This window comes from Stackebrandtia nassauensis DSM 44728, from assembly GCF_000024545.1.
GTDB lineage: Bacteria > Actinomycetota > Actinomycetes > Mycobacteriales > Micromonosporaceae > Stackebrandtia > Stackebrandtia nassauensis.
In genome coordinates, this window is record NC_013947.1 from 2,154,322 (window position 1) to 2,178,169 (window position 23,848).

Here is a 23,848-nt window from a genome sequence, read left to right on the forward strand (position 1 = left end):
CCCGCGGCAGGGGCATTCCCGCCGCGGGCCGTCGTCGGTTCGCGCGCTATTTCAGTCCGTAGGAGTGCACGGTGCTGTGGGTGGCCTTGTTTCCGGCGTCGTCGGTAGCGGTGGCTCGCACCGAGACGAACTTGGCGTCGGCGGGGTGCTTGAGCTTGCCGGTCGCGGTGTCGCCCTTCACTTTGACCTTGACCTTCTTCCAGGTTTTGCCGTCGTCATAGGACACTTCGAAGGTCAGCTTCTTCAGTTTCGTGTCCTTGGCGCCTTTCTGTGGCAGATAGTCCAAAGTGAAGTTCTGTGGCTTCTTGACGTCGGCGTAGCCACCTTTGACACCGTCGGCGTCAAAGCTGACGGCCGAGACGTTCAGCGGAGTCTCCTTGGCGGTCGGCTTCGACTTGAACGTCCACTTCACCTTGGTCTTCGTCGCCAGCGGCGTGACCTTCTTGTCCCGCTTGAACTCGGCCGACAGCGTGTACTTGCCGGAGTCCTTCTTGGGCAGCGAGAACTCCGCGGACTGGCTGGTCAGCTTCTTGCGGACGATTTCCTCGCCGTCGCGAGTCAGTACCAGCTCTCCCTTGACGGGATGGAGGTCGTCGATACTCTCGTCGCGATTGGCGTTGTCCATAAACGGCAGAGCCAGGTTCAGCTTGTCGCCCTTGCGGGTCAGTACCGACGATTGACCACCGACGTTGAACGACACCGGCGCGGTTCCGGTGACGGCTTTGGCCGGGCCCGGCTCGAAGTGCGCGACGGACGTGACGTCGATGGAGTCGTCGGCCTCGGGGTCACCGATGAACGCGTACGCGTACCAGGTCATGTCGGGGCCGGGCGTGACGTACTCGGTGCGGGTGGTGCCCCACGTGACTTCGTTCGGCGTGCAGTTGCCGAAACCACTGCCATCCTTGCGGAAGCCGACATTGCAGGCGCCCGTGGGTGCGGTGGTGATGAGCCCGTCGAAGGTGCGCTCCACCTGCGCCAGTTCGGCGTCGTGCGCGGTGAATGTCGGATCGGCGGGTATGCCGTCCTCGGCGAGGAAGTTCAGGTCATAGGTGTACGGGTCGGCGGTGTCGGTGCCCAGCAACTGGGATGACACCTCCAGCTTGATGCCGTCGGCGTCGTTGGGAATGACATAGCCTGTATTGCCTTCCCCGGCGAACGCCCCGCTGCCGAAGGTCGAGCCGCCCTTCACGACGGTGTCCGTCGATATGGAGTGGTATTGCGTCTTCGCCGGCCGGTCGACCTGGTATTTCACCGGCACCGCCTTGGTGCCGTCGACCAGCGCCGACACCGGTTTGTCCTTGACGTTGACCGTGGTCACGCTTTGGATCATCTCGTTGCCCGAGAACGCCGAGGTGTGGAAGTCCCACCTGCCCGGGCCCAGGTCGACGGTCCCCTTGCCGTTCCCGTCGAGTTCCAGCTCGCCGGTCTTGCCGGTGGCGGGATTGACAAAGCCGACGACTGTCAGGTGGGACGGTGCGTCGCCGTCTCGGTCGGTGACCGACACCGTCACCTTCTGGTCGTTGGCGGCCTGCTTCGGCTCGGCGTCGATCGGCACGTACCGCCCGTAGCGTTTGCCGCTGAGCGTCTTGGCCCTCGCGGCGTCGCTCTGCCCGTGCCGCAGCAGCTCTGAGACGTTGTAACGCCGGGGATCCTCTGTCCCGGCGGCGATCTCGTCCAACCGGTCGGAGGGGATCGTGATCACGTCGTCGGAGCCGTCGTGAGCCGTCAGCGTGAGGTGGGGCTTGTCCTCCCGGCCTTCAGCCGGTTTCCAGATGGCGTTCCCGTCGCCCGTGAGCTTGACGACGTCCCCTGTGGGCAGTGTGACCGTCCGTGCGGCCGAGGTCTTGGCCACCGCCTGCCCCGGCTCACCGGGCTCGGCGAACGCGAACGTGCCGCCGGTGGCGAGCACCAGCGCGGCACCGGCCGCGACCAGATATCTTTTGCGCATTGTGGAACCTTTCGATGAGGGTGATCAGTTCACACACGCGCTGGATCGCCGGGGATGTTTACCCCGGCATGAGATTTACCGCCGCGCGACGGTTCAGCGTTCGTCCAGGACCCGCCGCGCCTTGCCCACCGAGCGCTCCAGGGTGCCGGGTTCGGCCAGCCGGGCGGTCACGGCGATACCGATGTTCTCCTTCACCGCCGCCGCGATCGCGTCCTCGGCGGCTTCGCGTTGCGCGGCATCGGTTCCGGTGCGGGCCTCGGCGATGACCTCGAGTTGGTCCAGTCGTCCGGCCAGACTCAGTCGCAGCTGGAAGTGCGGCGCCACGTGCTCGGTGCGCAGCAGGATTTCCTCGATCTGGGTCGGGAAGACGTTGACACCGCGCACGATCAGCATGTCGTCGCTCCTGCCGGTGATCTTCTCCATCCGACGGAACGCGGGCCGGGCGGTGCCGGGCAGCAGCCGGGTCAGGTCGCGGGTGCGGTACCGCACGATCGGCAGCGCCTCCTTGGTCAGCGACGTGAACACCAGCTCGCCCTCGGCGCCCTCGGGCAGCACCGCGCCGGTCTCGGGGTCGACGATCTCGGGGTAGAAGTGGTCCTCCCACACGTGTAGACCGTCCTTGGACTCCACGCACTCCTGGGCGACACCGGGTCCGATGACTTCGGACAGTCCATAGATGTCGACCGCGTGGATGTCAAGGCGCGCTTCGATCTCGGTGCGCATCGCCTCGGTCCACGGTTCGGCGCCGAACACGCCCACCCGCAGCGAGGTCGAGGCCGGGTCGATGCCCTGCCGCTCGAACTCGTCCACAATGGTGAGCATGTAGGACGGTGTGACCATGATGATCTCGGGCTGGAAGTCGCAGATCAGCCGCACCTGCCGGGCCGTCATGCCGCTGGAGACCGGGATGACGACGCAACCGGCGCGCTCTGCTCCGGCGTGCGCGCCGAGGCCTCCGGTGAACAGCCCGTACCCGTAGGCGACGTGCACCTTGTGTCCCGGACGGCCACCGGCGGCGCGGATGCTGCGCGCCATCACGTCGGCCCACATCGACAGGTCGGCCTCGGTGTAACCCACGACGGTCGGCTGCCCGGTGGTGCCACTGGACGCGTGCACCCGCCGCACCCGCTCCATCGGCACCGCGAACCTGCCGAACGGGTAGCCCGAACGCAGGTCCTCCTTGGTGGTGAACGGGAACAGCGCCAGGTCGTCGAGGCTGCGCAGGTCCTGCGGTGCGACCCCGGCCGCGTCCCAGGCGCGCCGGTATCCCTCCACATTGTCGTAGGCGTGACGCAGGCTGGCCCGCAGTCGCGTCAGCTGCGTCGCCCGCAGTTCGTCGAGACTCATCCGCTCGGCGGGGTCCAGCAGGTCCTTCGGTGGGCCGTCGCCCAGGCGCCGCGTGGTCATGCGTCCTCCGTCCTGACGGGATTCCGGCGCGAGCCTGCCAGTCGTTCGACCCGATGTCAACTCACGGCGCCGGTATACCGTCTGTTCGACCGGTGTCGATGGAACCGCTTGCCAGTAAAGTCGTTCGAACCCGCCCTCGGACCCCGAAGGTTCACCATGACTGGCGCGCATTCCCACCGCGATCGTGTCCCCGTGTGGCGCAGGCCCGTGGTCGTCGCCGGGACGGCACTGGTGGTGCTGGCCGCCGTGACGCTCACCGTCGTGTGGGCGGTGTCGGAGGACAAACCGGCTTCGGCCGCAGAGGACCCCGGCTCCGAGGACACCGAATCCAGCGCCGCGTCCTCTCCCGAGCCCGACCCGGACGCGATCACCGTCACCGCGGTCGGCGACACCATCATGGGCAACCTGCCCGACGGGCTTCCCGACGACGGCGCCGGGTACTTCGACAAGGTCGCCGAACATCTCAAGGGCGACATCGTCTTTGGCAACCTCGACGGTGCACTGTCCGAACACGACGACTACAAGAAGTGCAAGTCCAAGAAGAAGTGCTTCTACATCCGGATGCCGCCCGAGTACGCGTCGCTGCTGAAGGACGCGGGATTCACCGTGATGAACGGCTCGAACAACCACGCCTTCGACTCCGGGCCGGAAGGTTACGCCGACACCCAGGCCGCCCTGGACGGCGCCGGGATCGACTATCTGGGCGTCAAGGGCGAGATCGTCGAGACCGAGGTGCGCGGCGTCAAGACCGCGATGGTCGGATTCTCCACCTACGACCGCTATGACAGCCTGCTCGACCTGAACCTGGTGTCGCAGCTGGTGTCGGCCGCCGCCGAGCGCGCCGACGTGGTCGTGGTGAGCATGCACCTGGGTGCCGAGGGCGTCGACGCCCGCCACACCCCCGAGGGCCCGGAGACCTTCTACGGCGAGGACCGTGGCGACTCGCGCGCGGCCACCCACGCCGCCGTCGACGCCGGGGCCGACCTGGTGCTGGGGCACGGGCCGCACGTGCTGCGCGGCATGGAGTTCTACAAGGACCGGCTCATCGCCCACAGTCTCGGGAACTTCGCGGGCTACGGCGTTCTCAAGACCTCCGGCGCGCTGGGCCGGGGCGCCATCCTCACGGTGACTGTGGACAAGCAGGGCGAGTGGGTGTCCGGGAAGGTGATCCCGTCGATCATGGTCGACGGCGGATACCCGGCCGTCGACGAGGACAACGGCGCCCACGCCGACATCACCGAACTGTCGAAGGACGACTTCCCGGACTCAGGCGTCACTCTGGACGAAAAGGGGAAGATCTCCAAGCCGTGATGATCGGCAGATAGGCTACGCATCATGGAGGGATCGCTGCGACGCCGACAGCCACGCGGCAAGCTCGCCGACGCGGCGATCGTGCTGGTCGTCACCGCCATCGTCGTGATCATGACCCTCACCAGCAGCGACATTTCCGACTCACTGCTGCCGCTGTGGATCAGCTGGCCGGTGCAGCTGGCCGCCTGCGTGGCCCTGTACTGGCGCCGAGTCCGGCCGCAGACGGTCATGGCCGTCACCCTCGTCCTGATCGCGATCTACTATCCGCTCACCGGCGAGGGCAGCCCGGTCTTCGTCACCATCATGATCGCGCTGTACAGCGTCGCCGCGTCCGGGCAACTTCGCGCCTCCATGATCTGGGCGGGCGTGGTCATGGCCATCACCATCGGCGGCGAACTGGCCAGCCCGGTGCGCCACCTCGACAACATCGCGCTGGCCATGTTCACCGGCTGGTGCGTGGCCACCGTCGCCGTCGGCGTGACCGTGCACGACCGGATGGCGCTGCTGGCCGAGACCAAACGCCGCGCCGCCGAGACGGCACTGCGCGAGGCCGCCCAGGAACGGCTGCGCATCGCCCGCGACGTCCACGACGTCGTCGGCCACCACCTGTCCCTCATCAACGTGCAGGCCAGCGCCGCCCTGCACCGCATCGACAAGGACCCCGGCCAGGCCGAGACCGCGCTGGCCACCATCAAGACCACCAGCAGCCAGACCCTGGGCGAACTGCGCAAGACCCTCGACGTGCTGCGCCAGAGCGACGAGGAACCCCCGACCACGCCCACACCCGGACTGGCCGACATCGAAGCCCTGTTCGACGGCGTGCGTTCGGCGGGCATGACGGTCGACCACCACGTCGACGGCGAACCCCGCGAGCTGCCGGTCGAGGTCGACCTGGCGTGCTACCGCATCGTCCAGGAAGCACTGACCAATGTGGTCAAACACGCGAACGCCACCCGCGTCACCATCCGCCTGGCCTACCGCGACGACACCATCGACCTCGCCATCACCGACGACGGCGTCGCCGAGCCCCCGACCACCACGTCGGGACACGGCATCCGCGGCATGACCGAACGCGCCCAGGCCCTGGGCGGCGAACTGTCGGCCGAACCCACCCGAACCGGCTTCACCGTGCACGCCACCCTTCCCGCACCCACGAGGGAGTCCACATGATCCGCACCGTGCTCGCCGACGACCAGACCCTGGTCCGGGCCGGTTTCAAATCCATCCTGGACGACGAGGAGGACATCGAGGTCGTCGGCGAGGCCCCCGACGGACAACAGGCCCTGGAACTGGCCCAGCGCCTCAAACCCGACGTCGTCCTCATGGACATCCGCATGCCGGTCCTCGACGGCCTCGAAGCCACCCGCCGCATCGCCGCCGACGACCGACTGGCGGCGGTCCGCGTCATCATCCTGACCACATTCGACCTCGACGACTACGTCTACTCGGCCCTGCGAGCCGGAGCGGGCGGCTTCCTCGTCAAGGACACCGAACCGGCCGAACTGATCCACGCGGTCCGGGTCGTGGCCCGGGGCGACGCCCTCATCGCCCCCACCATCACCCGCCGACTCCTGGCCGACTTCGCCACCCAACACCGCGCCCCCCAACCCAACCCGCGCCTCAACGCCCTGACCGAACGCGAAACCGAGGTACTCGGCCTGATCGCGGCCGGTCTGTCCAACGACGAGATCGCCGCCAAACTGTTCCTCAGCCCGGCCACCTCCAAAACCCACGTCAGCCGGATCATGTCCAAACTGGGCGCCCGCGACCGAGCCCAGCTGGTGATCCTCGCCTACGAGTCCGGCATCGCCACCCCCGGCTGGCTACGCGACGACCCGACCTGACCTTGCGGCGCAACTTCGGTGGTACGTCCGCGGTCGGGGCCGCAACTTTCGTGGTACTCCGAATGACCGCTCCGGCATGATGCCGCCGGGCATTCCTCGCGCCGAACCTTGACGGCATGACGACAACACTGCCTCCACCCACCGAGTTGCCCGCCGCCCGGCAGGGGATGTTGGTGCGCTTGACCGACTGGTCCGCGCGCCACCGCGTCCTGTCCGTGCTGATCTGGGTGGCGCTGCTCGCGGGAGTCACCTTCGCGGCCGGGCGCGTCGGTTCCGACTACCACGACGACCATTCGCTGCCGGGCACCGAATCCCAGGAGATCGCCGATCTGTTGGAGGAGCGGGTGCCCAAGGAATCCGGGGACACGCTTCAGATCGTGTTGTCGGGTTCCAAGGCCGACATCGCCGACGCTCGTGCCGACGTCGAGTCCATGTTGGATGACGTGCGCGATCTCGATCATGTCGACGAGGTCGACGACCCGTTCAAGGCCGAGCACAACTGGTCCGAGGACGGGACCGTCGGCTTCGCCACCGTCACCCTGGACGGTAAGTCAGCCGACATCCCCGACGCGGACGTGCGCGACATCATCGATACCGCCAAGGAAGCCGAGACCGACGAGCTGCGGGTCGAGCTGGGTGGTGACCCGATCCGGGGGGCTGAGGAGAGCGCCGGTGGGGCCGCCGAGGGGGCCGGGATGCTTGCCGCACTGGTGATCCTGGTGTTCATGTTCGGGTCGCTGCTGGCCGCCGCTGTTCCATTGGGGACCGCGATCTTCGCGGTCGGGTCTACCTTGGGTGTCATCGCGTTGGCCTCGCAGGTGTTCACGTTGCCCAGTTACCTGCCGCCGTTGATGATGCTGGTCGGGTTGGGGGTCGGTGTCGACTACGCGCTGCTGATCTTCAGCCGCTACCGGTCCGAGATCCTCGCCGGGGCCGATCGGGCCACCGCCGCTCGGATTGCCGCTGATACCGCTGGGCGGTCGGTCTTGTTCGCGGGCTGCACCGTGATCGTGGCGCTGTTGGGCCTGTACGCGTTGGGCTTGGGATCGTTGCAGGGCGTCGCGTTGGGGGTCGCCTTGACCGTCGCGGTCACCATGTTGGCGTCCATCACGCTGTTGCCCGCGCTGCTGACCATGTTCGGTCGGCGGATTGCGGCCCGGATCTTGAAGCGCGCCAAACGATCCAAGCGGGAGCCCGGTCACGGGTGGCGGCGCTGGGGGGCGTTCATGCAGCGGCGTCCCGTGGTGCCGTTGCTGTTGGCTGTGGCGGCGTTGGCCGCGATGTGTGTCCCCGCGCTGGATCTGCGGTTGGGGTTCGCCGACGCGGGCACCGACACTCCGGGGTCGACCAGTCGGGCCGCCTATGACGTCATGACCGACGGGTTCGGCCCGGGCGCCAACGGTCCGATCCTGGTGCTCGTCGAGGGGAGCCTTGAGGACGCCCAGACCGCCGCCGACGCGTTGCGGGACACCGATGGTGTCGAGGACGCCACCCCGGCCTTCCCCATTGAGGACGAGCTGGCCATGGTGCAGGTGTTCCCCGACAGCGCGCCGCAGGACGACGCGACCGGTCGCCTCGTCACCGAACTGCGTGAGGACGTGCTGCCGCCGATCGCCGACGACACCGGCGCGACCTACCTGGTGGGCGGCTCCACCGCCGCGACCGTCGACTTCGCCGACGCGGTGTCGCAGCGGATGCCGCTGTTCCTGCTGCTGGTCATCGGACTGTCCTCGCTGTTGCTGATGGCGGTGTTCCGGTCGGTGCTGATCCCGGTCAAGGCCGCGATCCTGAACCTGCTGAGCATCGGCGCGTCGCTGGGCGTGGTGACGCTGGTGTACCAGTACGGCTGGTTCGGCGCCCAGCCCGGCCCGATCGAGGCGTTCGTGCCGACGATGATCTTCGCGATCGTGTTCGGGCTGTCCATGGACTACGAGGTGTTCCTGGTGTCGCGGATGCACGAGGAGTGGCGCCGCGGCGGCGACGCCGACCACGCGGTGCGCGAGGGCCTGGCCACCACCGGCGGCGTCATCACCGCCGCGGCCGCGATCATGATCGTCGTGTTCGGTGCCTTCGTCCTGTCGGCCGACCGGATGCTGCAACAGTTCGGGCTGGGCCTGGCGGTGGCCATCGCCGTGGACGCCCTGGTGATCCGCTGTCTGGTGGTGCCGACGGTGATGCGGCTGCTGGGCCCGCGCGCCTGGTGGCTGCCGCGCTGGCTGGACCGGATCCTGCCGAAGATCCGGCTGGAGAGCGAGGCGACGGTCAGTCGATGACCGTCGGGGACGGCCGGTGCCCCGGGGTGTCGGCCGTCCCCGTCACGTCCACGCGCACCTCGTCCAGGTCGCCCCGGAACTGGTCGTTGCGGGGCCCGGCGTGTTTGCCGCCGATCAGGACCGGGTCCATGTTGTCGACGTCGGCGTCGGCGTTCTTGGCCGTGTCGATCTTGACGCCGTCGATGTAAAGCCGCAGTTGGGAACCCTCACGGACGCAGGCCAGCGCGGTCCACCGGTCCCGCAGCACCCGCCCGGCCCGCACCTCGGCGGTGGTGTGGCCGCCCTTGCCGGTGGAGCCGGAGACCCGGCAGCTGGGAACCCCGGAGTCCACCTGAAGCTTCCACTGGCCGCGCGCCGAGTCGTAGCCGCCCTTTTGGACGATGTTGGCGCCCGCGTCGGCCCGGCCGGGAGGCAGCCGCACCAGCGCCGAGACCGTGAAGTCGGCCCGTCCCGGGTTGAGGGCGTCGTCATGGTCGACCTGGATCACCGCCGAGCCCTCGGCCGGGAACCGGATCGCCGTGCCGTCCTCGCGCGGCACCGCCCGCAGCACGCCCTTGCCGGTGGTGTGCAGACAGCCGAGCGTCTCGCCGGAGCGGAAGCAGCCCGAGGTCCAGGCCCCCGGCTTGCCCGCGGTGCCCGGACCGGTCTCGAAGTCGAAGGTCAGCTCGGTCGTCCCGGACTCGGCAGACCCGGACGCGGTGGCCAGCACCGCCGCGGCCACCGCGATCGCCGCCACGCACCATCGCCTCAACATGTCGCTGCCATCCCCGTACTGTCGGTAATCAGTGCCCACAGTGTAGCCAGCCGTGATTCCCGTCTCGGTCACGCTCACCGGGGCCCACCCGTTCGGGAACGTCACCCCCTGCGGGCAGAATGGGGAGGTGCCCGGTATGCAGCGCAAATTCTTTCGCGACGACGCGGTGGTGCTGCGCGTCCACAAACTCGGCGAGGCCGACCACATCGTGTCGATGCTGGGCCGCAACTCCGGCCGGATGCGCGCCGTCGCCAAGGGGGTGCGGCGCACCAGTTCCAAGTTCGGCGCCCGGCTGGCGCCGTTCGGGCACATCGACGTGCAGCTCATCGAGGGCCGCAACCTGCACACCGTCACCCAGGTCGTCGGCATCGACCTGTATGGACGGAACATCGTGCGGGACTACCAGTCCTACACCGCCGCCTGCGCGATCAGCGAGACCGCCGAACGCCTCACCCCCGAGGAACACGAACCCTCGCTGCGGATCTTCCAGCTCACCCTCGGCGCGCTGCGGGCGCTGTCGGACGCCGAGCACGCCGCGACGCTGGTGCTGGACGCCTACCTGTTGCGCACCATGGGGGTGTCGGGCTGGGCCCCGGCCCTGACCGAGTGCGCGCTGTGCGGCGCCGCCGGAGAGCACCGGGCCTTCTCGGTGGCCGCCGGCGGCTGCGTCTGCCGCTCCTGCCGCCCCGCGGGTTCGGCCCACCCGTCCCCGGCGGCGATCACGCTGATGCGAGCGCTGGCCAAGGGCGACTGGCGCAGCGCCGACGCCTCGGAATCCTCGGTGCGCAACGAGGCCAGTGGCCTGATTTCGGCGCACCTGCAGTGGCACCTGGAACACACGATGCGTACCCTGCCCTACGTCTCCCGATCGACGAGAATGGAGCAGCGTTGAGCCGTCGCCAATACAGTCCTCCGACACCGCATCCTTCCGGGGCCCGGCCACCGGCCATCCCCAAGGACCTGATCCCCAAGCACGTCGCGGTGACCATGGACGGCAACGGACGCTGGGCCAAGCAGCGCGGCCTGCCGCGCACCGACGGGCACGCCGCGGGGGAGGCGTCGCTGTTCGACACCATCGAGGGCGCCATCGAGTTGGGCATCTCGACGCTGTCGGCCTACGCGTTCTCCACCGAGAACTGGCGCCGCTCGCCCGACGAGGTGCGCTGGCTGATGGGCTTCAACCGCGACGTCATCCATCGGCGCCGCGACGAGCTCAACGCCATGGGGGTGCGGATCCGGTGGGCGGGGCGGCGTCCGAAGCTGTGGCGCAGCGTGATCAAGGAGCTGGAGATCGCGCAGGAGATGTCCAAGCACAACGACAAGATCACGCTGCAGTTCTGCGTCAACTACGGCGGCCGGGCCGAGATCTCCGACGCCGCCGCCGCGATCGCGCGCGACGCGGCGGCCGGGAAACTCAACCCCGACAAGGTCTCGGAGAAGACCGTCGCCAAGTACCTGTACAACCCCGATCTGCCCGATGTGGACCTTTTCCTGCGGCCCTCGGGGGAGCAGCGCACCTCCAACTTCCTGCCCTGGCAGGCCACCTACGCCGAACTGGTGTTCCAGGACGTGCTGTGGCCCGACTTCGACCGTCGTCACCTGTGGCACGCCTGCGAGGTGTACGCCTCCCGGGACCGCCGCTACGGTGGCGCGATCCCCAACCCGGTGGTCACCTGAGCCGAAAACTGTCGGGAAGTTGACCGTCGGCGACCAATCCTTGACACAGCGTCGTAGTCTCCTGGCCGACACCCGGAAAACCCGGGTGAGCGATACCAGGAGGTTTTCATGCTGCGACGAAAACTGCCCGCCGGTCTGGTGACCGGATTCGCCGCCGCGTCCCTCGTGTTGGCCTCGGCAGGGGTTGCCAGCGCCGACGAGGGCGACGGAGCGGTGTGCGAGACGCAGGAAGTGGTCGTCAAGGGCAGAAGCGTTCCGGTGATGCTGGAACCGTCGGTGGACGCTCCCAGGCTGTACACCGCTTCCAAGGGGGAGTTCCACAAGTGCAGTGCCGTCAAGGTCGGCGGCGAGCACAACGAGTGCGGGGCGAGCAAGAGCAATGTGTGGGTGATCCTCACCGACTACAAACGGTTCGACACCTACATTCCCAGCCACTGTGTGGCCGACGTGTTCCGTTAGCGACGCGCGGGGCGGGGTCCGCGACGGAGCCCGCCCCGCGAGCCCTCAGGTCCACTGGGTGGTGACGTAACGCGCCTTGTAGATCTCGGCGCCCTTGCGGGTCACCTTCTGGGTCTTGCCGTCCTTGTAGAAGTACACCGAGTCGCCCGCCCACGGACGCGGCCCGGCGTTGTCCTCCACGGTGTACATGGCCTCCCCGTTGGGAAGCCGGGTGTAGGACTTGATCTTGCGGGTCCGGGAGATGGTCTTGATCGCGCGGGTGGCGCGGTCGACGGTGTAGACGCCGTCGGAGTCGGTGACGGTGATCTGCGCCGGGTTCTGGAAGTTCGGCTGCACGTCGTGCCCGTTGTACGGCAGCTTCACGGTCTTGCCGACCTGCTTGAGTCGCAGGTTGTAGCCGGAACCGGTGACCTGATAGGACCGCAGCTCGTACGCGCCCGCCGCCCACAGCAGGTTGTGCTTGCGGTCCCACAGCACCTCGTGGGCCTTGGCGAACTTGATGTCCTGCACCTTCTTCAGCGTCGCCGGGTCGCTGTTCTTGGGGGCGAAGACGTGCAGACCGTATCGGGAACCGGTGGCCACGACGGCCAGCGAGTCGGGGATCCGTTCCACACTGTGCGGATAGGTGTCCACACGGGCCGACCAGATGACGTCGTCCAGATTGGCGTCGCGTTTCTTGGCCGGGTCGTACTTGACCATCGCGACCCGTCCGGCCTTCTTGCTGGCGCCGCTGGCGGTCAGCGCGACATCGCCGAAGCGTTTGGTGGCACGGAACCGGACCTCGTACAGATCGCCCCAGCCGTTGGCGCGTCCCGGGGTGAAGCTCCACTTGCGTTTGTTCTGGCCGAGGAGTTCCTCGCGGTTGAACACGAGGACCTGGTTGTTTGTCTGCTCGGTGATGGCGATCTGGATCGGGGCCGCGTCGGCCCACACCGATTGGGTGGCCCACAGGCCGGTGGGCACGACCACGGCCGCGCCCGCGATTCCACCTAGGAGAGTACGCCGCTTCATTTGTGGCCTTTCGGACATAAGGGTCTTTGGCAGTTTCTTAGTGCGCCAACAGATATAGGCGAACCGTCTACACTGACGCCATATTCGCCGCGAGAGGTTGACGTGGGATTCGCGCTGGTCAGGTCAGAAAACGGTGCGAAACGTCCCGAACCAGACGCTCATGGCGACGACTGTGACGCAGAACACCATCGTGGCGGCGATCAGGACCCAGTCCCGGGCCCGCACGGTCTGCGGACGCGCGCTGGTGCGCGGCGTCCCGGAGTCGAAGCCGCGGGCGTCCATGGCGGTGGCCAGCCGGATGCCGCGCCGGATCGCGGCCACCAGCAGCGCGAAGGTCGCCGAGGCGAACAGCCGCAGCCGTTTCCACGGGTTCCAGTTCGCGTCGACGCCCCGGGCCCGGCGGGCCATCGTGATCAGCCGCCACTCCTCGCCCAGCAGCGGCAGCAGTCGCAGCGCGGCCAGTGCCCCGATCGCGAACCGTGGCGACACCCGCAGCTGCTGCACCAGCGAGTCGGCCAAGTCGGTGGGGTCGGTGGCGGCCAGCGCCAGGATCCCGGGGATCGCGATGGCCAGCACCCGCAGGCCCAGCGCGAACCCGGTCTCGACGCTGGTCTCGGTCACGTGCACCGGCCCGACGTCGAGGTAGACCTCGCCGCCGGGCTTGGCGTACATGGCGTTGACGAGGACGACGGCGCCCGCCCCGAACAGCAGCAGCCGGGCCCGGCCGAGGAACCGTCCCACGTGGATTCCCGAGACGGTCAGCGCGGCCAGTTCGACGGCCAGCATCAGCGCCGGGGTGACGGGATCGGTCACCAGCACCAGCATCGCGGTGATGACGAGGACCGGCGCGAGTTTCGCGACCGGGTTGAACCGTGAGATCGCGGCGGTCGGGGGCGCCAGCGGCGCGGCGGTGATCACGTCAGCCGTCCCGCCGCGAGGTGCACGACGCGGTCGGCCGCGCAGGCCACGACGTGCGGATCGTGGGTGACGGCGACGATTCCGGCGCCCTCGTCGCGCTGTTCGACGAGCAGGTCGACCAGTTCGTCCCAGGTGCGGCGGTCCTGGCCGAAGGTGGGTTCGTCCATGATGAGCAGTCGGGGGGCGTTGGCCAGGGCCGTGGCCACCGACAGCCGCCGAGCCTCCCCGCCCGACAGCGTGAACGGGTTGGCCTGCGCCAGATGTTTGAGCCGCAACCGTTCCAGCAGTTCCTCGACCCGTGATCGCACGGCGGCCTCGGTCAGTTTCGCCGCCCGTGGCCCCATCGCGAGCTCGTCGAACACCGTCGAGGCGACGAACTGGTGCTCGGGGTTCTGGAACACCGAGCCGATCCGCCGCGACAGCACCTTGGCCCGCCACTTGTGCGGCGGCTTGGACGTGGGGCTGTCGCTTGTCAGCGCGTCCGTCGCCAGCACCCGGCCGGACGTCGGCGCCGTCAAGCCGCCCAGGGCCATCGCCAGTGTCGACTTCCCCGATCCGTTGTCGCCCAGCACCGCCGTGATCTGTCCCGCGTGGACGGCCAGGTCCACTCCGTCCACCGCCGGACGCACAGCGTCCGGGTACGCGATGCCCAGGCCCTCGGCCGCGATCAGCGCCTCGCCGACGTTCGCGGCCCTGGCTCGGGGCACGGGGGAGTACCCCGGCACCCAGATGCCTTGCGCGTCAAGGAAGTCGCCGTGCCGTCGGCACACCTCGTCCGGGGCGCCGTCGGCCAGCACCCCGCCACCGGCGGCCAGCACCACGATCCGGTCCACCAGCGGCAGCGCCTCGGTCACCCGGTGCTCGACCAGGATCATGGTCGCGTCGGTGGAATCCAGGGCGTCGCGCAGCGCCGAGCGCACCGATGCCGCGCCACCCGGGTCCAGGTTCGCGGTGGGTTCGTCCAGCAGCAGCAGTCCCGGCCGCGACGCCAGCGCCCCGGCCAGCGCGAGCCGCTGCTGCTCGCCGCCCGACAGCGCCGTGGTGTCGCGGTCGCGGCCGTAACCGAAACCGACGGTGGCCAGTGCCGCGTCCACCCGGGGCCAGATCTCGGAACGGGGCACGCCCCGGTTCTCCAGCCCGAAGGCGACGTCGTCACCGGCGCGCTGCATCACCAGCTGGGTCTCGGGATCCTGGAACACGATCCCGACCCGGTCGCGGGACTCGGCGGCCGGGGCGCCGTCGATGCGCACCTCGCCGAGCTGTTCGCCGGAGTCGAGCGGCAGCAGTCCCGCCAGCGCGGCCAGCAGGGTGCTCTTCCCGGCTCCCGAGGCGCCCAGCAGCAGCACCCGTTCGCCGTGCGCGATGTGAAGGTCCACATCGCGCACGGCGAACGACGCGCGTCCGGCGTGGCGCCACGAGAAGCCGGAAAGGGCCACCTCGGCCATCAGACGGTGGTGCGCTTGCGTCCGGAGGGGAAGGAGTCGAGCACGCCGGTACCGGCCAGGGCCTTGGTCAGCAGCACCGAGCCCAGTCCGGCGATGACGGCGCAGGACGCGGCACCGCAGCCGATGTACGACAGTTTCCAGGCCAGAGTCCACATGGGATACGACACGAACACGTCCCAGCCGGTGGCCGCCGCGCCACCCAGCGCTCCCGAGGCCAGCGCCATCAGCGCGCCGTACCGGCGCCAGGCACCGGCGGCGAACACGACCTCGGCCCCCAGGCCCTCGAAGGCACCCTGCGCGATACCCATGGCGCCGTAGGGCGAGCCCATCAGCACCGACACCGCGGCGGCCACGGTCTCGGTGAACAGTCCGGCTCCGGCCTTGCGGATGATCAGCGAGGCCAGCACGGCGGGCACCAGCCACAGTCCGTAGATGACGGCCAGCGCCGGGGGAAAGAACACGAACACCTTGCCGAGGACGTCCCACAGTCCGTTGGCGAGTTGGAACACGACGCCGAAGGCGACGGCGAGCACGGCGGCGACGAGAATATCGACGGTTCGCCATTTATAAGCGGATGGGGCGTTCATCAGGACCTCCCAGTCGTGAAGCGGGCACGCACACTGCGGGGAGGGAATCGACTTCCTACGCCGGTGCTAACCGGGTCAGGTTCGAGGGTCTGCGGTGTTCCGCACTCTCAGCCCATTCGGGCTCCCCTGCCGTTGTGCCTGTGACCCTAACACCGGGGCCGGTGTTTCGAGATGGTGACGTTCGTCGATTCATGCACTGTTGACAATGATTATCAATAGCGGGCACTGTTGTACACATGCGAAAGCCCCTCCCGCGTCTAGCCGTCCTCAGCGTGGCCACCGCCCTGACCACCGCCACGCTGTCGGCGTGCGGATCCGCAGGTGCCCAGGGCTCCGGCGTCAACGTGGTCGCGTCCTTCTACCCGTTGCAGTTCGTCTCCGAGCAGGTCGGCGGCGAGCACGTCACCGTCACCAACCTGACCGCCGCCGGTGCCGAACCTCACGATCTCGAACTCAAACCCCGGCAGGTGGCCGACATCACCGACGCCCAGCTGGTCGTCTTCCTGAAGGGCTTCCAGCCCGCCGTCGACGACGCGGTCAAGGAGCAGGCCCCCGACACCTCGCTCGACGTGGCCAAGACGACCGAACTGACCAAGCCCGAGGAAGGCCACGAGGAGCACGCCGAGGAAGGCGACCACGAGCACGACCACGGCGACCTCGACCCGCACGTGTGGCTCGACCCCACCAAACTCGCCGAGATCGCCGACGGCGTCGCCGACCGGCTGGCCAAGGCCGACCCCGACCACGCCGAGGACTTCAAGGCGAACGCGAAGTCGCTGGGCGAGAAGCTCACCGACCTGGACTCCGAATACGACGACGGCCTGGCGAAGTGCGACAGCCGCGACCTCGTCACCTCGCACGCCGCCTTCGGTTACCTCGCCGCCCGCTACGACCTGCACCAGGTGGCGATGTCCGGCCTGACCCCGGAATCCGAGCCGGGTTCGGGGGCCATGAAGCAGATCATGGACTACGTCGAGGAACACGGCGTCACCACGATCTACTACGAGACCCTGGTCAGCCCCGACGTCGCCGAGACCATCGCCGACAAGACCGGCGCCAAGACCGCCGTGCTCGACCCCATCGAGGGTCTTCAGAAGGGCAGCGAGGACGACTACTTCTCCATCATGGAGTCGAACCTGTCCGCGCTGCGAGAGGGACTGGGATGTCAATGAACATCGTAGAAGTCGACAAGGCCGTCGTCGGCTACGCCGATCGGCGGGTACTGCACGGCGTCGACGTGACGGTCCAACCCGGCCAAGCCGTGGCGCTGTTGGGCGCCAACGGATCCGGCAAATCAACCCTGGTGCGCACCGCACTGGGGTTGGTGCCGTTGTCGGCCGGGAAGGTCACGCTGTTCGGCACCCCGCTCAAGGCCTTCAAGCAGTGGCGCCGCATCGGCTACGTGCCGCAGCGGCTGGGCGCCGGGGGCGGCGTCCCGGCCACCGTCGGCGAGGTCGTGGCCGCCGGACGCCTGGCCCGGCGCCGGATCCCGTGGCCTGCCAACGCCACCGACCGTCGCGTGGTCGCCGAGGCCATCGAGGCCGTCGGCCTTTCCGACCGGGTCAAGGACTCGGTGTCCACACTGTCGGGAGGCCAGCAGCAGCGGGTCCTCATCGCCCGCGCCCTGGCCACCGAACCCGAACTGCTGGTCATGGACGAACCCACCTCCGGCGTCGACGCCGCCAACACCGAACTGCTGGCCGAGTTGCTGGGGCAGCGCCTCGACGCCGGTGCCGCGATCCTGTTGGTGGCACACGAACTGGGCCCGCTGGCCCCGTTGATCGACCGCGCCGTGGTGCTGGGCGGCGGCCGGGTCGTCCACGACGGACCCGTGCCCGCCAACGGCGACACCGCCGGGGAACACTGCGAGACCCCGGTGCACCAGAACCTGTGGAGCGTGGCCTGATGGAGATCTTCACCTACGGCTTCATGCTCCAGGCGCTGGCCGCTGCGATGATCGTCGGCGTCAGCGCCCCGACCGTCGGCATCTACCTGGTGCAGAAACGCATGGCGCTCATCGGCGACGGCCTCGGCCACGTCGCGCTGACCGGGGTGGCGCTCGGCTTCCTCACCAACACCCAGCCACTGTGGACGACGCTGCTGGTGACCGCGCTGGGCGCCGTCGCCGTGGAGGTCATCCGCACCCGGGGCCGCGCCAGCGGCGACGTGGCGCTGGCGCTGCTGTTCTACGGCGGCATCGCCGGGGGCGTCTTCATCACCTCGCTGGTGTCGGGCAAAACCAACGCCAACCTCAACGAGTACCTGTTCGGCGCGCTGCTGACCGTCTCGGACGCCGAGGTGTGGGCGATCGGCATCCTCGGCTGTGTGGTCACCTTCGTCATGGTGGTGCTGCGGCCGTGGCTGGCGGCGATCTGCCACGACGAGGAGCACGCCCGGGTCGCGGGTCTTCCGGTGGGCGCGCTGAACCTGTTGGTGGCCGTGACCACGGCCGTCACCGTGTCGGTGGCGATGCGCGTGGTGGGTCTGTTGCTCATCAGCGCGCTGCTGGTGGTCCCGGTTGTGACCGCGCAGCAGTTCACCAGGGGATTTGCGACTACAATGTACAGTGCCATGGGCTTGGGGCTGTTGGCCTCGGGTGCCGGTTTCGTCACCGCGGGCGTGCTGGAGGAGGTTCCGCCCGGTGCCGCGATCGTCCTGGTCGCCGTGGCGCTGTTCATCGTCGTGGCCGTCGGCCGCGCGATCTGGTTGGCGCTGCGACGGCGGGCTCTGGCACCGTCAGTGGCATCCATTCATTGAAATCGCACACTGTTGTGCGACACCGGGGGCCGGGAAGGATATTGACGGACGGTACTTTTATGCGGACAGCGGTAGAAGAAGAGGAAGCACCATTTCGTCACAACCGGATTACCACGCTGCCGGGGAGCTGTTGCGCGCCCTGGCGGCGCCAACGCGAATCGCCATCGTGACCGAACTGTCCAAAGGCCCGCAATGCGTCCATGAGATCGTGGACGCGCTCGACGCACCACAACCACTCATCTCGCAGCACCTGCGGGTACTGCGCGGAGCGGGGGTGGTGCGCGGTGAGCGACGGGGGCGTGAGATCGCCTACGCGTTGACCGACGAACACATAGCGCATATTGTCGCCGACGCCATCCACCACGCTGGGGAGGCTCACTCATGACCGACACCCGAACCATGGCCCGCAGCACTCGGCAGCGCACCGCTGTCATGTCGCTGCTGGCCGACATCGACGAGTTCCGCAGCGCGCAGGAACTGCACACCATGCTGCGGGAACGCGGTGCCAAGGTCGGACTGACCACTGTGTACCGCACTTTGCAGGCACTCGCCGACGCCGAGACCATCGACGTCATGCGCATGCCCTCGGGGGAACACCTGTACCGACGCTGCTCGTCGGGACACCACCATCACCTGGTGTGCCGCGACTGCGGCCGCGCCGTGGAGGTCGCCGGCCCGGCCGTGGAGAACTGGGCCGACTCGGTGGCCTCCCACCACGGCTTCACCGAGGTCTCCCACACGCTGGAGATCTTCGGTCGCTGTGGCGACTGCTCGTTAACGGCGTGGGGCTACAGCCCCACGACCAGCCGGATCGCGGCGGCGGTGGTGGCCGCCGCGATCACGACGACCACGAACGGCGCCTTGCGCCAGGCCAGCACACCGCCGACGACCACCCCGGCGGGCAGTGCCCAGTCGGCGAACTGTCCGCCCTCGTAGACCGCGGCGGTGGCGATCAGTCCCACCAGCAGCACGGTGGCGCCGCGTTTCATCCACTCCTCGGCGGCCTTGGAGACGGTGATCCGCTTGCGCAGCAGCGGCCCGGCGATCCGGAAGGCGTAGGTCCCGGCGGCCAGCACCAGAATCGTCGTCCAGGTCATGCCGCCGCCTCCCGTTTCGGTACCGGCAGTGCCGCGACCAGGCCCAGCAGTGCCAGCAGCACCGGAACCCCGCCGGGCAAGAACGGTGTGGTGGCCACCGCGATGACGGCGCCCAGCACGCTGGCCCGCAGTACCGGCGCCTCCTTCAGTCGCGGCAGCACCAGCGCCAGCAACGCCGCCGGGAAGGCCGCGTCCAGGCCGAACATCTTCGGGTCCGAGATCGCCTGTCCGGCGAAGGCCCCGGCCAGCGTGCCCAGGTTCCAGGTGACGAACAGGCTGACGCCGCTGGCCCAGTAGGCGGCCCGGGCCCGGTGCGGGTCCGGGGCGGCCAGGTAGAAGGCCGTCGACTCGTCGACGAGCAGGTGACTGCCGACCAGCCGCTTCAGCCAGCCGCCGTCCAGGGCGTCGCCGACCGCCAGCCCGAACGGCAGGTGCCGGGCGTTGAGGATCAGGCCCCCGGCCACGGCGGCGATGGCGCCACCACCGGCGGCGATCACGCCCACCACCAGGAACTGGGAGCCACCGGCGAAGACCAGCACCGACATGGCGCAGGCCATCCACAGCGGCAGTCCGGCGGCGACCGCGATGGCGCCGAAGGAGGCGCCGAGGATCGCGGCGCTGCCCGCCAGGGGTGCCACGTCGCGCAGCTGCTCGCGATAGTTCGTTCGCTCCATCAAACGCATGTATCTTGTATAGAACACTTACTCGCGTTTGACAAATCGAACGTACCGACTGATGGGACGAACACATGGGAGAGGGTCCGCGACCGCTCATCGAAGTCATCGCCCACGCGCTGCGCCGCGAACGCGACCGGGCCGGACTGTCACTCAGTGAGGTGGCCAAACGCGCCGGAATCGCCAAATCCACGCTGTCCCAGCTGGAAGCCGGTTCCGGAAATCCCGGCGTCGAGACACTGTGGGCACTCAGCGTCGCCCTGAACGTGCCGTTCGCCACCCTGGTCGAACCCTCCACGTCCCGGGTCCAGGTGATCCGCGCCGGACAGGGCCCCACCTTCGCCGCCGAACACGCCGACTACGTCGCCACCGTCCTGTCGGCCTCCCCGCCCCGGGCCCGCCGTGACCTGTACCTGGTCACCGGACAGCCCGGCAAGGCCCGCGACTCCGAGCCGCACATGTACGGGGTCGTCGAGCACGTCATCGTGTGCGCCGGACGCGCCCTCGTCGGCCCGATCGACGAACCGGTCGAGCTCACACCGGGGGACTACATCTCCTACCCCGGCGACGCCGCCCACACGTTCAAGGCCCTGGAACCCGACACCTTCGCGGTGCTGGTCTCAGAACACAATTAGGGGCTGTCCGGCGAATCATTTGGCAGGCTGCGCGGCGCCCAGACACGGCGCCTGGCGGCGTTGTCGGCCCGGCCGCATACAACACCGGTATGCGGCCGGGCCTCCGCCTTGCCATGCTTGGTCTGGACACCGCTCGCCGCACAAAGATCCACCGGAAAGCCCCTAAACGAAGAACTTCGCGATCCCCAGCACCGCCAGGACCGCGACCACCAGCACCCGCACCAGCCGGGTCGAGGTCGCGGTGTGGGCGGGCCAGGTCGCGTACAGCAGGAACGCCGCACCGGCGGCCAGCGCCGTCGTCAGGATCGCGCCGGTGAGGCCGGGCGTCCACAGGAAACCCACCGTGATCACCAGGACGCCGATGAAGATCGCCACCTTGGGCAGTCGCTCCAGCCAGCGCAGCAGCCGAGGCGGGGGAGCGTTGTCGGCGCCGATGGAGTCGTCAGTGGCCACGTGAAGGTTCTCCCGCGTGTAGGTGAGTACGGTTCCGGTACCGTCATCATATGGTTCGCGCGCAAGGAGCCGCCACGTGCTGGTGGTGAATCGTTTCCAGGTGACCGACGTCGAAGTGTTTCGCGCCGACGCCCGAGCGGCGCTGAAGGCCCTGTCGGCCCGTCCGGGTTTCGTGGCGGGTCACTGCGGTGGCAGCGTGGACGAGGAAGAGACCTGGGTGCTCGTCACCCGCTGGGACTCGGTGGGGTCGTACCGCCGCGCCCTGTCGGCCTACGACGTCAAGATGTACGCCACCCCGCTGCTGGCCCGGGCGCTTCCGGAGGCCTCGGCCTTCGAGGTGAACCTGGAGGCCGGTCCCGACGGCGATGTCGTCGAACACGACAGCGACCGCTCGGCGCAGCCGTGGCGCGGATCGACCGACGACGGAGCCGCCCGGCGATGACCTCCCATCCGCAGTCCCCGGCGCCGATGCCGGGCCAGCAGTCACCGGTTCAGGCGATGTCGCCGCGGTCCCCGGCCGGCCCGACCAGCACCGTCCCGGTGCCGCCGCGCGGCCCCGGCGTGGTGGTTCCGTTCGCCGCCCCGCCCCGCGATCCCGACAAGTCCCGGCTGGCGGTGGGCATCGTCGTCGGTGTCGTCGCGTTCGTGCTGGTGTGCGGTGGTGCCGTCGCCGGAGCCGTCGGGGTGCTGGTGTGGTCGAGCAACGAGCTGGCGGCGCAGTCGACCCAGACCGCCGAGCGGTTCCTGGACGACATCGTCGAAGAGGACTACCAGGGCGCCTACAAGTCGCTGTGCTCCTCGACCCGCAAGCAGATCTCGGTGGAGGAGTTCACCAAGGACTGGTCCTCGCTGGGCGTCGTGAACGCCGAGACCGTCGGCGCCAACACGTCCCAGCAACAGGATCTGGTCGTGGTCGCCGAACTGACCGTCGAGGACGGCAGCATGCAGGATATCGAGTTGACCGTGGCACTGGAACAGCAGAACATGAAGATGGCCGTGTGCGGTTGGGACACCGTCCAGTAGGGAATTCCTCCCGCCATGGTTTCGCTCCGTACATCAAAAGCACCCCTGTGTGGGCTGACGAAACCGGGAAGTAGGCTTGCTTCTCGGCGTAATGTCGTACCCACCTGGGGCGGAACGCCAGATACCGCCGTGCACGCACGGCGCCGACCACAACCGACCTCCAGCCGGATGGAAGTAACTCACCGTGTCTATCGACAACATCGACGCACTCATCAGTCTCAGCAAACGCCGCGGATTCGTATACCCGTCGAGCGAGATCTACGGCGGTACCCGTTCGGCCTGGGACTACGGTCCGCTGGGGGTGGAGCTCAAGGAGAACATCCGCCGCCAGTGGTGGAAGGCCATGGTGCAGCAGCGGGACGACGTCGTCGGTATCGACTCGGCCGTGGTGCTGAACCGGCAGGTGTGGGAGGCCACCGGCCACGTCCGTGAGTTCACCGACCTGCTGACCGAGTGTCAGTCCTGCCACAAGCGGTTCCGTGCCGACCACCTGCTGGAGGCCTACGCCGCCAAGCACGACGGCGCCGAGCCCGCCGACGGCGTCCGCTCGCTGGTGTGCGCCAACTGCGGCACCCGGGGCGCGTTCACCGAGCCGCGCATGTTCAACACCATGATGAAGACCTTCCTCGGCCCCATCGAGAGCGAGGACAACGCCCACTTCCTGCGGCCCGAGACCGCGCAGGGCATCTTCGTCAACTTCGCCAACGTGATGACCTCGGCGCGCAAGAAGCCGCCGTTCGGCATCGCGCAGGTCGGCAAGTCGTTCCGCAACGAGATCACGCCGGGAAACTTCATCTTCCGCACCCGCGAGTTCGAGCAGATGGAGATGGAGTTCTTCGTCGAGCCCGGCTCGGACGAGGAATGGCACGAGTTCTGGCTCAACGAGCGCTGGAACTGGTACACCGACCTGGGCATCAGCGAGGAGAACATCCGCCGCTACGAGCACCCGAAGGACAAGCTCGCCCACTACGCCAAGCGCACAGTGGACATCGAGTACCGCTTCGGCTTCGGCGGCAAGGAGTTCGACGAACTCGAGGGCATCGCCAACCGGACCGACTTCGACCTGTCGTGCCACACCACGGCCTCCGGCGTCGACCTGTCCTACTTCGACCAGGCCAAGGGCGAGCGGTGGACGCCGTACGTCATCGAACCGGCCGCCGGTCTGACCCGCTCGGTGCTGGCCTTCCTGATGGAGGCCTACGACGTCGACGAGGCCCCCAACACCAAGGGCGGCATCGACAAGCGCACCGTGCTGCGCTTCGACCCCCGGCTGGCGCCGGTCAAGGTCGCGGTGCTCCCGCTGTCGCGCAACGAGAAGCTGTCGCCCAAGGCGCGCGACCTTGCCAAGGACCTGCGCAAGCGCTGGGTGGTCGACTTCGACGACGCGGGTGCCATCGGCCGCCGCTACCGTCGCGCCGACGAGATCGGCACCCCGCTGTGCGTCACCGTCGACTTCGACACTTTGGACGATGACGCGGTGACCGTGCGGGACCGCGACACCATGAAGCAGGAGCGGGTGGCGCTGTCGCAGGTCGAGTCCTACCTGATCGAGCGACTGCCGGGCTGCTAGTCCTC

25 protein-coding genes, 1 pseudogene and 1 riboswitch are annotated in these 23,848 nt (G+C 68.5%); of the genes and pseudogenes, 16 read left to right on the forward strand and 10 right to left on the reverse strand.

The features are described 5' to 3' along the window. Positions 1 to 46: 46 nt before the first annotated feature. The gene (locus SNAS_RS10030; protein ID WP_013017299.1) at positions 47 to 1,948 is read right to left on the reverse strand and encodes a hypothetical protein; all 1,902 of its coding nucleotides are present in this window, start codon (positions 1,946 to 1,948) and stop codon (positions 47 to 49) included. A gap of 93 nt (positions 1,949 to 2,041) precedes the next feature. Further along, positions 2,042 to 3,355, reverse strand: coding sequence for a phenylacetate--CoA ligase PaaK (paaK, locus tag SNAS_RS10035; protein ID WP_013017300.1), 1,314 nt, complete (start codon positions 3,353 to 3,355; stop codon positions 2,042 to 2,044). Between the two features lie 192 nt (positions 3,356 to 3,547). Here paaK and SNAS_RS10040 point away from each other — a divergent pair, with 192 nt between their 5' ends. The 4 genes from SNAS_RS10040 to SNAS_RS10055 all read left to right on the forward strand — a co-directional run bounded on the left by SNAS_RS10040 (position 3,548) and on the right by SNAS_RS10055 (position 8,783). Next, positions 3,548 to 4,666: a CapA family protein gene (locus SNAS_RS10040; RefSeq protein WP_041624725.1), complete on the forward strand. Its 1,119-nt coding sequence runs from the start codon at positions 3,548 to 3,550 to the stop codon at positions 4,664 to 4,666. Positions 4,667 to 4,690: 24 nt separating this feature from the next. Then, positions 4,691 to 5,836, forward strand: coding sequence for a sensor histidine kinase (locus SNAS_RS10045; RefSeq protein WP_013017302.1), 1,146 nt, complete (start codon positions 4,691 to 4,693; stop codon positions 5,834 to 5,836). Beyond that, on the forward strand, positions 5,833 to 6,510 hold the full coding sequence (locus SNAS_RS10050; RefSeq protein ID WP_013017303.1) for a response regulator: 678 nt from the start codon (positions 5,833 to 5,835) through the stop codon (positions 6,508 to 6,510). Before SNAS_RS10045 ends, SNAS_RS10050 begins: the two co-directional genes overlap by 4 nt. 116 nt (positions 6,511 to 6,626) lie before the next feature. Beyond that, on the forward strand, positions 6,627 to 8,783 hold the full coding sequence (locus SNAS_RS10055) for an MMPL family transporter (RefSeq protein ID WP_013017304.1): 2,157 nt from the start codon (positions 6,627 to 6,629) through the stop codon (positions 8,781 to 8,783). On the opposite strand, the gene SNAS_RS10060 is transcribed toward SNAS_RS10055, so the two are convergent. Next, a complete protein-coding gene (locus SNAS_RS10060) occupies positions 8,773 to 9,537 on the reverse strand; it encodes a LamG domain-containing protein (protein ID WP_083787071.1) in 765 nt (254 codons plus the stop codon). The genes SNAS_RS10055 and SNAS_RS10060 overlap by 11 nt on opposite strands. Positions 9,538 to 9,664: 127 nt before the next feature. On the opposite strand from SNAS_RS10060, the gene recO reads away from it, so the two are divergent. From recO to SNAS_RS10075, 3 genes are all read left to right on the forward strand, one after another. Next, positions 9,665 to 10,429, forward strand: a complete 765-nt coding sequence (gene recO / locus SNAS_RS10065; RefSeq protein WP_041624726.1) for a DNA repair protein RecO — start codon at positions 9,665 to 9,667, stop codon at positions 10,427 to 10,429. Beyond that, positions 10,426 to 11,214, forward strand: coding sequence for an isoprenyl transferase (locus tag SNAS_RS10070; RefSeq protein WP_013017307.1), 789 nt, complete (start codon positions 10,426 to 10,428; stop codon positions 11,212 to 11,214). Before recO ends, SNAS_RS10070 begins: the two co-directional genes overlap by 4 nt. Positions 11,215 to 11,322: 108 nt before the next feature. After that, complete coding sequence (locus SNAS_RS10075; RefSeq protein ID WP_013017308.1) at positions 11,323 to 11,673, forward strand: hypothetical protein; 351 nt, start codon at positions 11,323 to 11,325, stop codon at positions 11,671 to 11,673. 45 nt (positions 11,674 to 11,718) lie between these two features. Here SNAS_RS10075 and SNAS_RS10080 read toward each other — a convergent pair whose 3' ends face one another. The 4 genes from SNAS_RS10080 to SNAS_RS10095 all read right to left on the reverse strand — a co-directional run bounded on the left by SNAS_RS10080 (position 11,719) and on the right by SNAS_RS10095 (position 15,634). Next, positions 11,719 to 12,684 (reverse strand): DUF6528 family protein, encoded by a 966-nt coding sequence (locus SNAS_RS10080; protein ID WP_013017309.1) that lies wholly within the window; start codon positions 12,682 to 12,684, stop codon positions 11,719 to 11,721. 123 nt (positions 12,685 to 12,807) lie between these two features. Continuing rightward, a complete protein-coding gene (locus tag SNAS_RS10085; RefSeq protein ID WP_013017310.1) occupies positions 12,808 to 13,602 on the reverse strand; it encodes an energy-coupling factor transporter transmembrane component T family protein in 795 nt (264 codons plus the stop codon). Continuing rightward, entirely contained in the window at positions 13,599 to 15,047 is a 1,449-nt protein-coding gene (locus tag SNAS_RS10090; protein ID WP_013017311.1) for an ABC transporter ATP-binding protein, read from the reverse strand. The genes SNAS_RS10085 and SNAS_RS10090 overlap by 4 nt, the downstream gene beginning before the upstream one ends. Continuing rightward, positions 15,047 to 15,634 carry an ECF transporter S component gene (locus SNAS_RS10095; RefSeq protein WP_013017312.1) on the reverse strand — a complete coding sequence of 196 codons (588 nt, stop codon included), beginning with the start codon at positions 15,632 to 15,634 and terminating at the stop codon, positions 15,047 to 15,049. The genes SNAS_RS10090 and SNAS_RS10095 overlap by 1 nt, the downstream gene beginning before the upstream one ends. Positions 15,635 to 15,669: 35 nt before the next feature. Then, a riboswitch (TPP riboswitch) is annotated at positions 15,670 to 15,772 on the reverse strand. Positions 15,773 to 15,870: 98 nt separating this feature from the next. Between SNAS_RS10095 and SNAS_RS10100 the strand changes: the two genes are divergently transcribed. From SNAS_RS10100 to SNAS_RS33935, 5 genes and pseudogenes are all read left to right on the forward strand, one after another. Further along, entirely contained in the window at positions 15,871 to 16,806 is a 936-nt protein-coding gene (locus SNAS_RS10100; protein ID WP_013017313.1) for a metal ABC transporter substrate-binding protein, read from the forward strand. Beyond that, positions 16,797 to 17,540 carry a metal ABC transporter ATP-binding protein gene (locus tag SNAS_RS10105; RefSeq protein WP_013017314.1) on the forward strand — a complete coding sequence of 248 codons (744 nt, stop codon included), beginning with the start codon at positions 16,797 to 16,799 and terminating at the stop codon, positions 17,538 to 17,540. Before SNAS_RS10100 ends, SNAS_RS10105 begins: the two co-directional genes overlap by 10 nt. Further along, a complete protein-coding gene (locus tag SNAS_RS10110) occupies positions 17,540 to 18,391 on the forward strand; it encodes a metal ABC transporter permease (RefSeq protein WP_013017315.1) in 852 nt (283 codons plus the stop codon). The genes SNAS_RS10105 and SNAS_RS10110 overlap by 1 nt, the downstream gene beginning before the upstream one ends. Before the next feature lie 91 nt (positions 18,392 to 18,482). Beyond that, positions 18,483 to 18,776 carry an ArsR/SmtB family transcription factor gene (locus tag SNAS_RS37555; protein WP_083787338.1) on the forward strand — a complete coding sequence of 98 codons (294 nt, stop codon included), beginning with the start codon at positions 18,483 to 18,485 and terminating at the stop codon, positions 18,774 to 18,776. Beyond that, a pseudogene (locus tag SNAS_RS33935) lies at positions 18,773 to 19,165 on the forward strand (Fur family transcriptional regulator); the annotation flags it as partial. The gene SNAS_RS37555 and the pseudogene SNAS_RS33935, both read left to right, overlap by 4 nt. Positions 19,166 to 19,179: 14 nt before the next feature. Here SNAS_RS33935 and SNAS_RS10120 read toward each other — a convergent pair. Next, positions 19,180 to 19,488, reverse strand: coding sequence for an AzlD domain-containing protein (locus SNAS_RS10120; RefSeq protein ID WP_013017317.1), 309 nt, complete (start codon positions 19,486 to 19,488; stop codon positions 19,180 to 19,182). Next, complete coding sequence (locus SNAS_RS10125) at positions 19,485 to 20,171, reverse strand: AzlC family ABC transporter permease (RefSeq protein ID WP_041624731.1); 687 nt, start codon at positions 20,169 to 20,171, stop codon at positions 19,485 to 19,487. The genes SNAS_RS10120 and SNAS_RS10125 overlap by 4 nt, the downstream gene beginning before the upstream one ends. 65 nt (positions 20,172 to 20,236) lie before the next feature. On the opposite strand from SNAS_RS10125, the gene SNAS_RS10130 reads away from it, so the two are divergent. Further along, a complete protein-coding gene (locus SNAS_RS10130) occupies positions 20,237 to 20,797 on the forward strand; it encodes a helix-turn-helix domain-containing protein (RefSeq protein ID WP_013017319.1) in 561 nt (186 codons plus the stop codon). 162 nt (positions 20,798 to 20,959) lie between these two features. Here the strand turns inward: SNAS_RS10130 and SNAS_RS10135 are convergent, their stop codons facing one another. After that, entirely contained in the window at positions 20,960 to 21,250 is a 291-nt protein-coding gene (locus SNAS_RS10135) for a DUF6703 family protein (protein ID WP_013017320.1), read from the reverse strand. Positions 21,251 to 21,326: 76 nt separating this feature from the next. Here SNAS_RS10135 and SNAS_RS10140 point away from each other — a divergent pair, with 76 nt between their 5' ends. The 3 genes from SNAS_RS10140 (at position 21,327) to SNAS_RS10150 (ending at position 23,843) form a co-directional block, all read left to right on the forward strand. Next, complete coding sequence (locus SNAS_RS10140) at positions 21,327 to 21,692, forward strand: antibiotic biosynthesis monooxygenase family protein (RefSeq protein ID WP_013017321.1); 366 nt, start codon at positions 21,327 to 21,329, stop codon at positions 21,690 to 21,692. Next, positions 21,689 to 22,273, forward strand: a complete 585-nt coding sequence (locus SNAS_RS32620; protein WP_013017322.1) for a hypothetical protein — start codon at positions 21,689 to 21,691, stop codon at positions 22,271 to 22,273. The genes SNAS_RS10140 and SNAS_RS32620 overlap by 4 nt, the downstream gene beginning before the upstream one ends. Positions 22,274 to 22,457: 184 nt before the next feature. Next, positions 22,458 to 23,843 carry a glycine--tRNA ligase gene (locus SNAS_RS10150; RefSeq protein ID WP_013017323.1) on the forward strand — a complete coding sequence of 462 codons (1,386 nt, stop codon included), beginning with the start codon at positions 22,458 to 22,460 and terminating at the stop codon, positions 23,841 to 23,843. Positions 23,844 to 23,848: the final 5 nt, after the last annotated feature.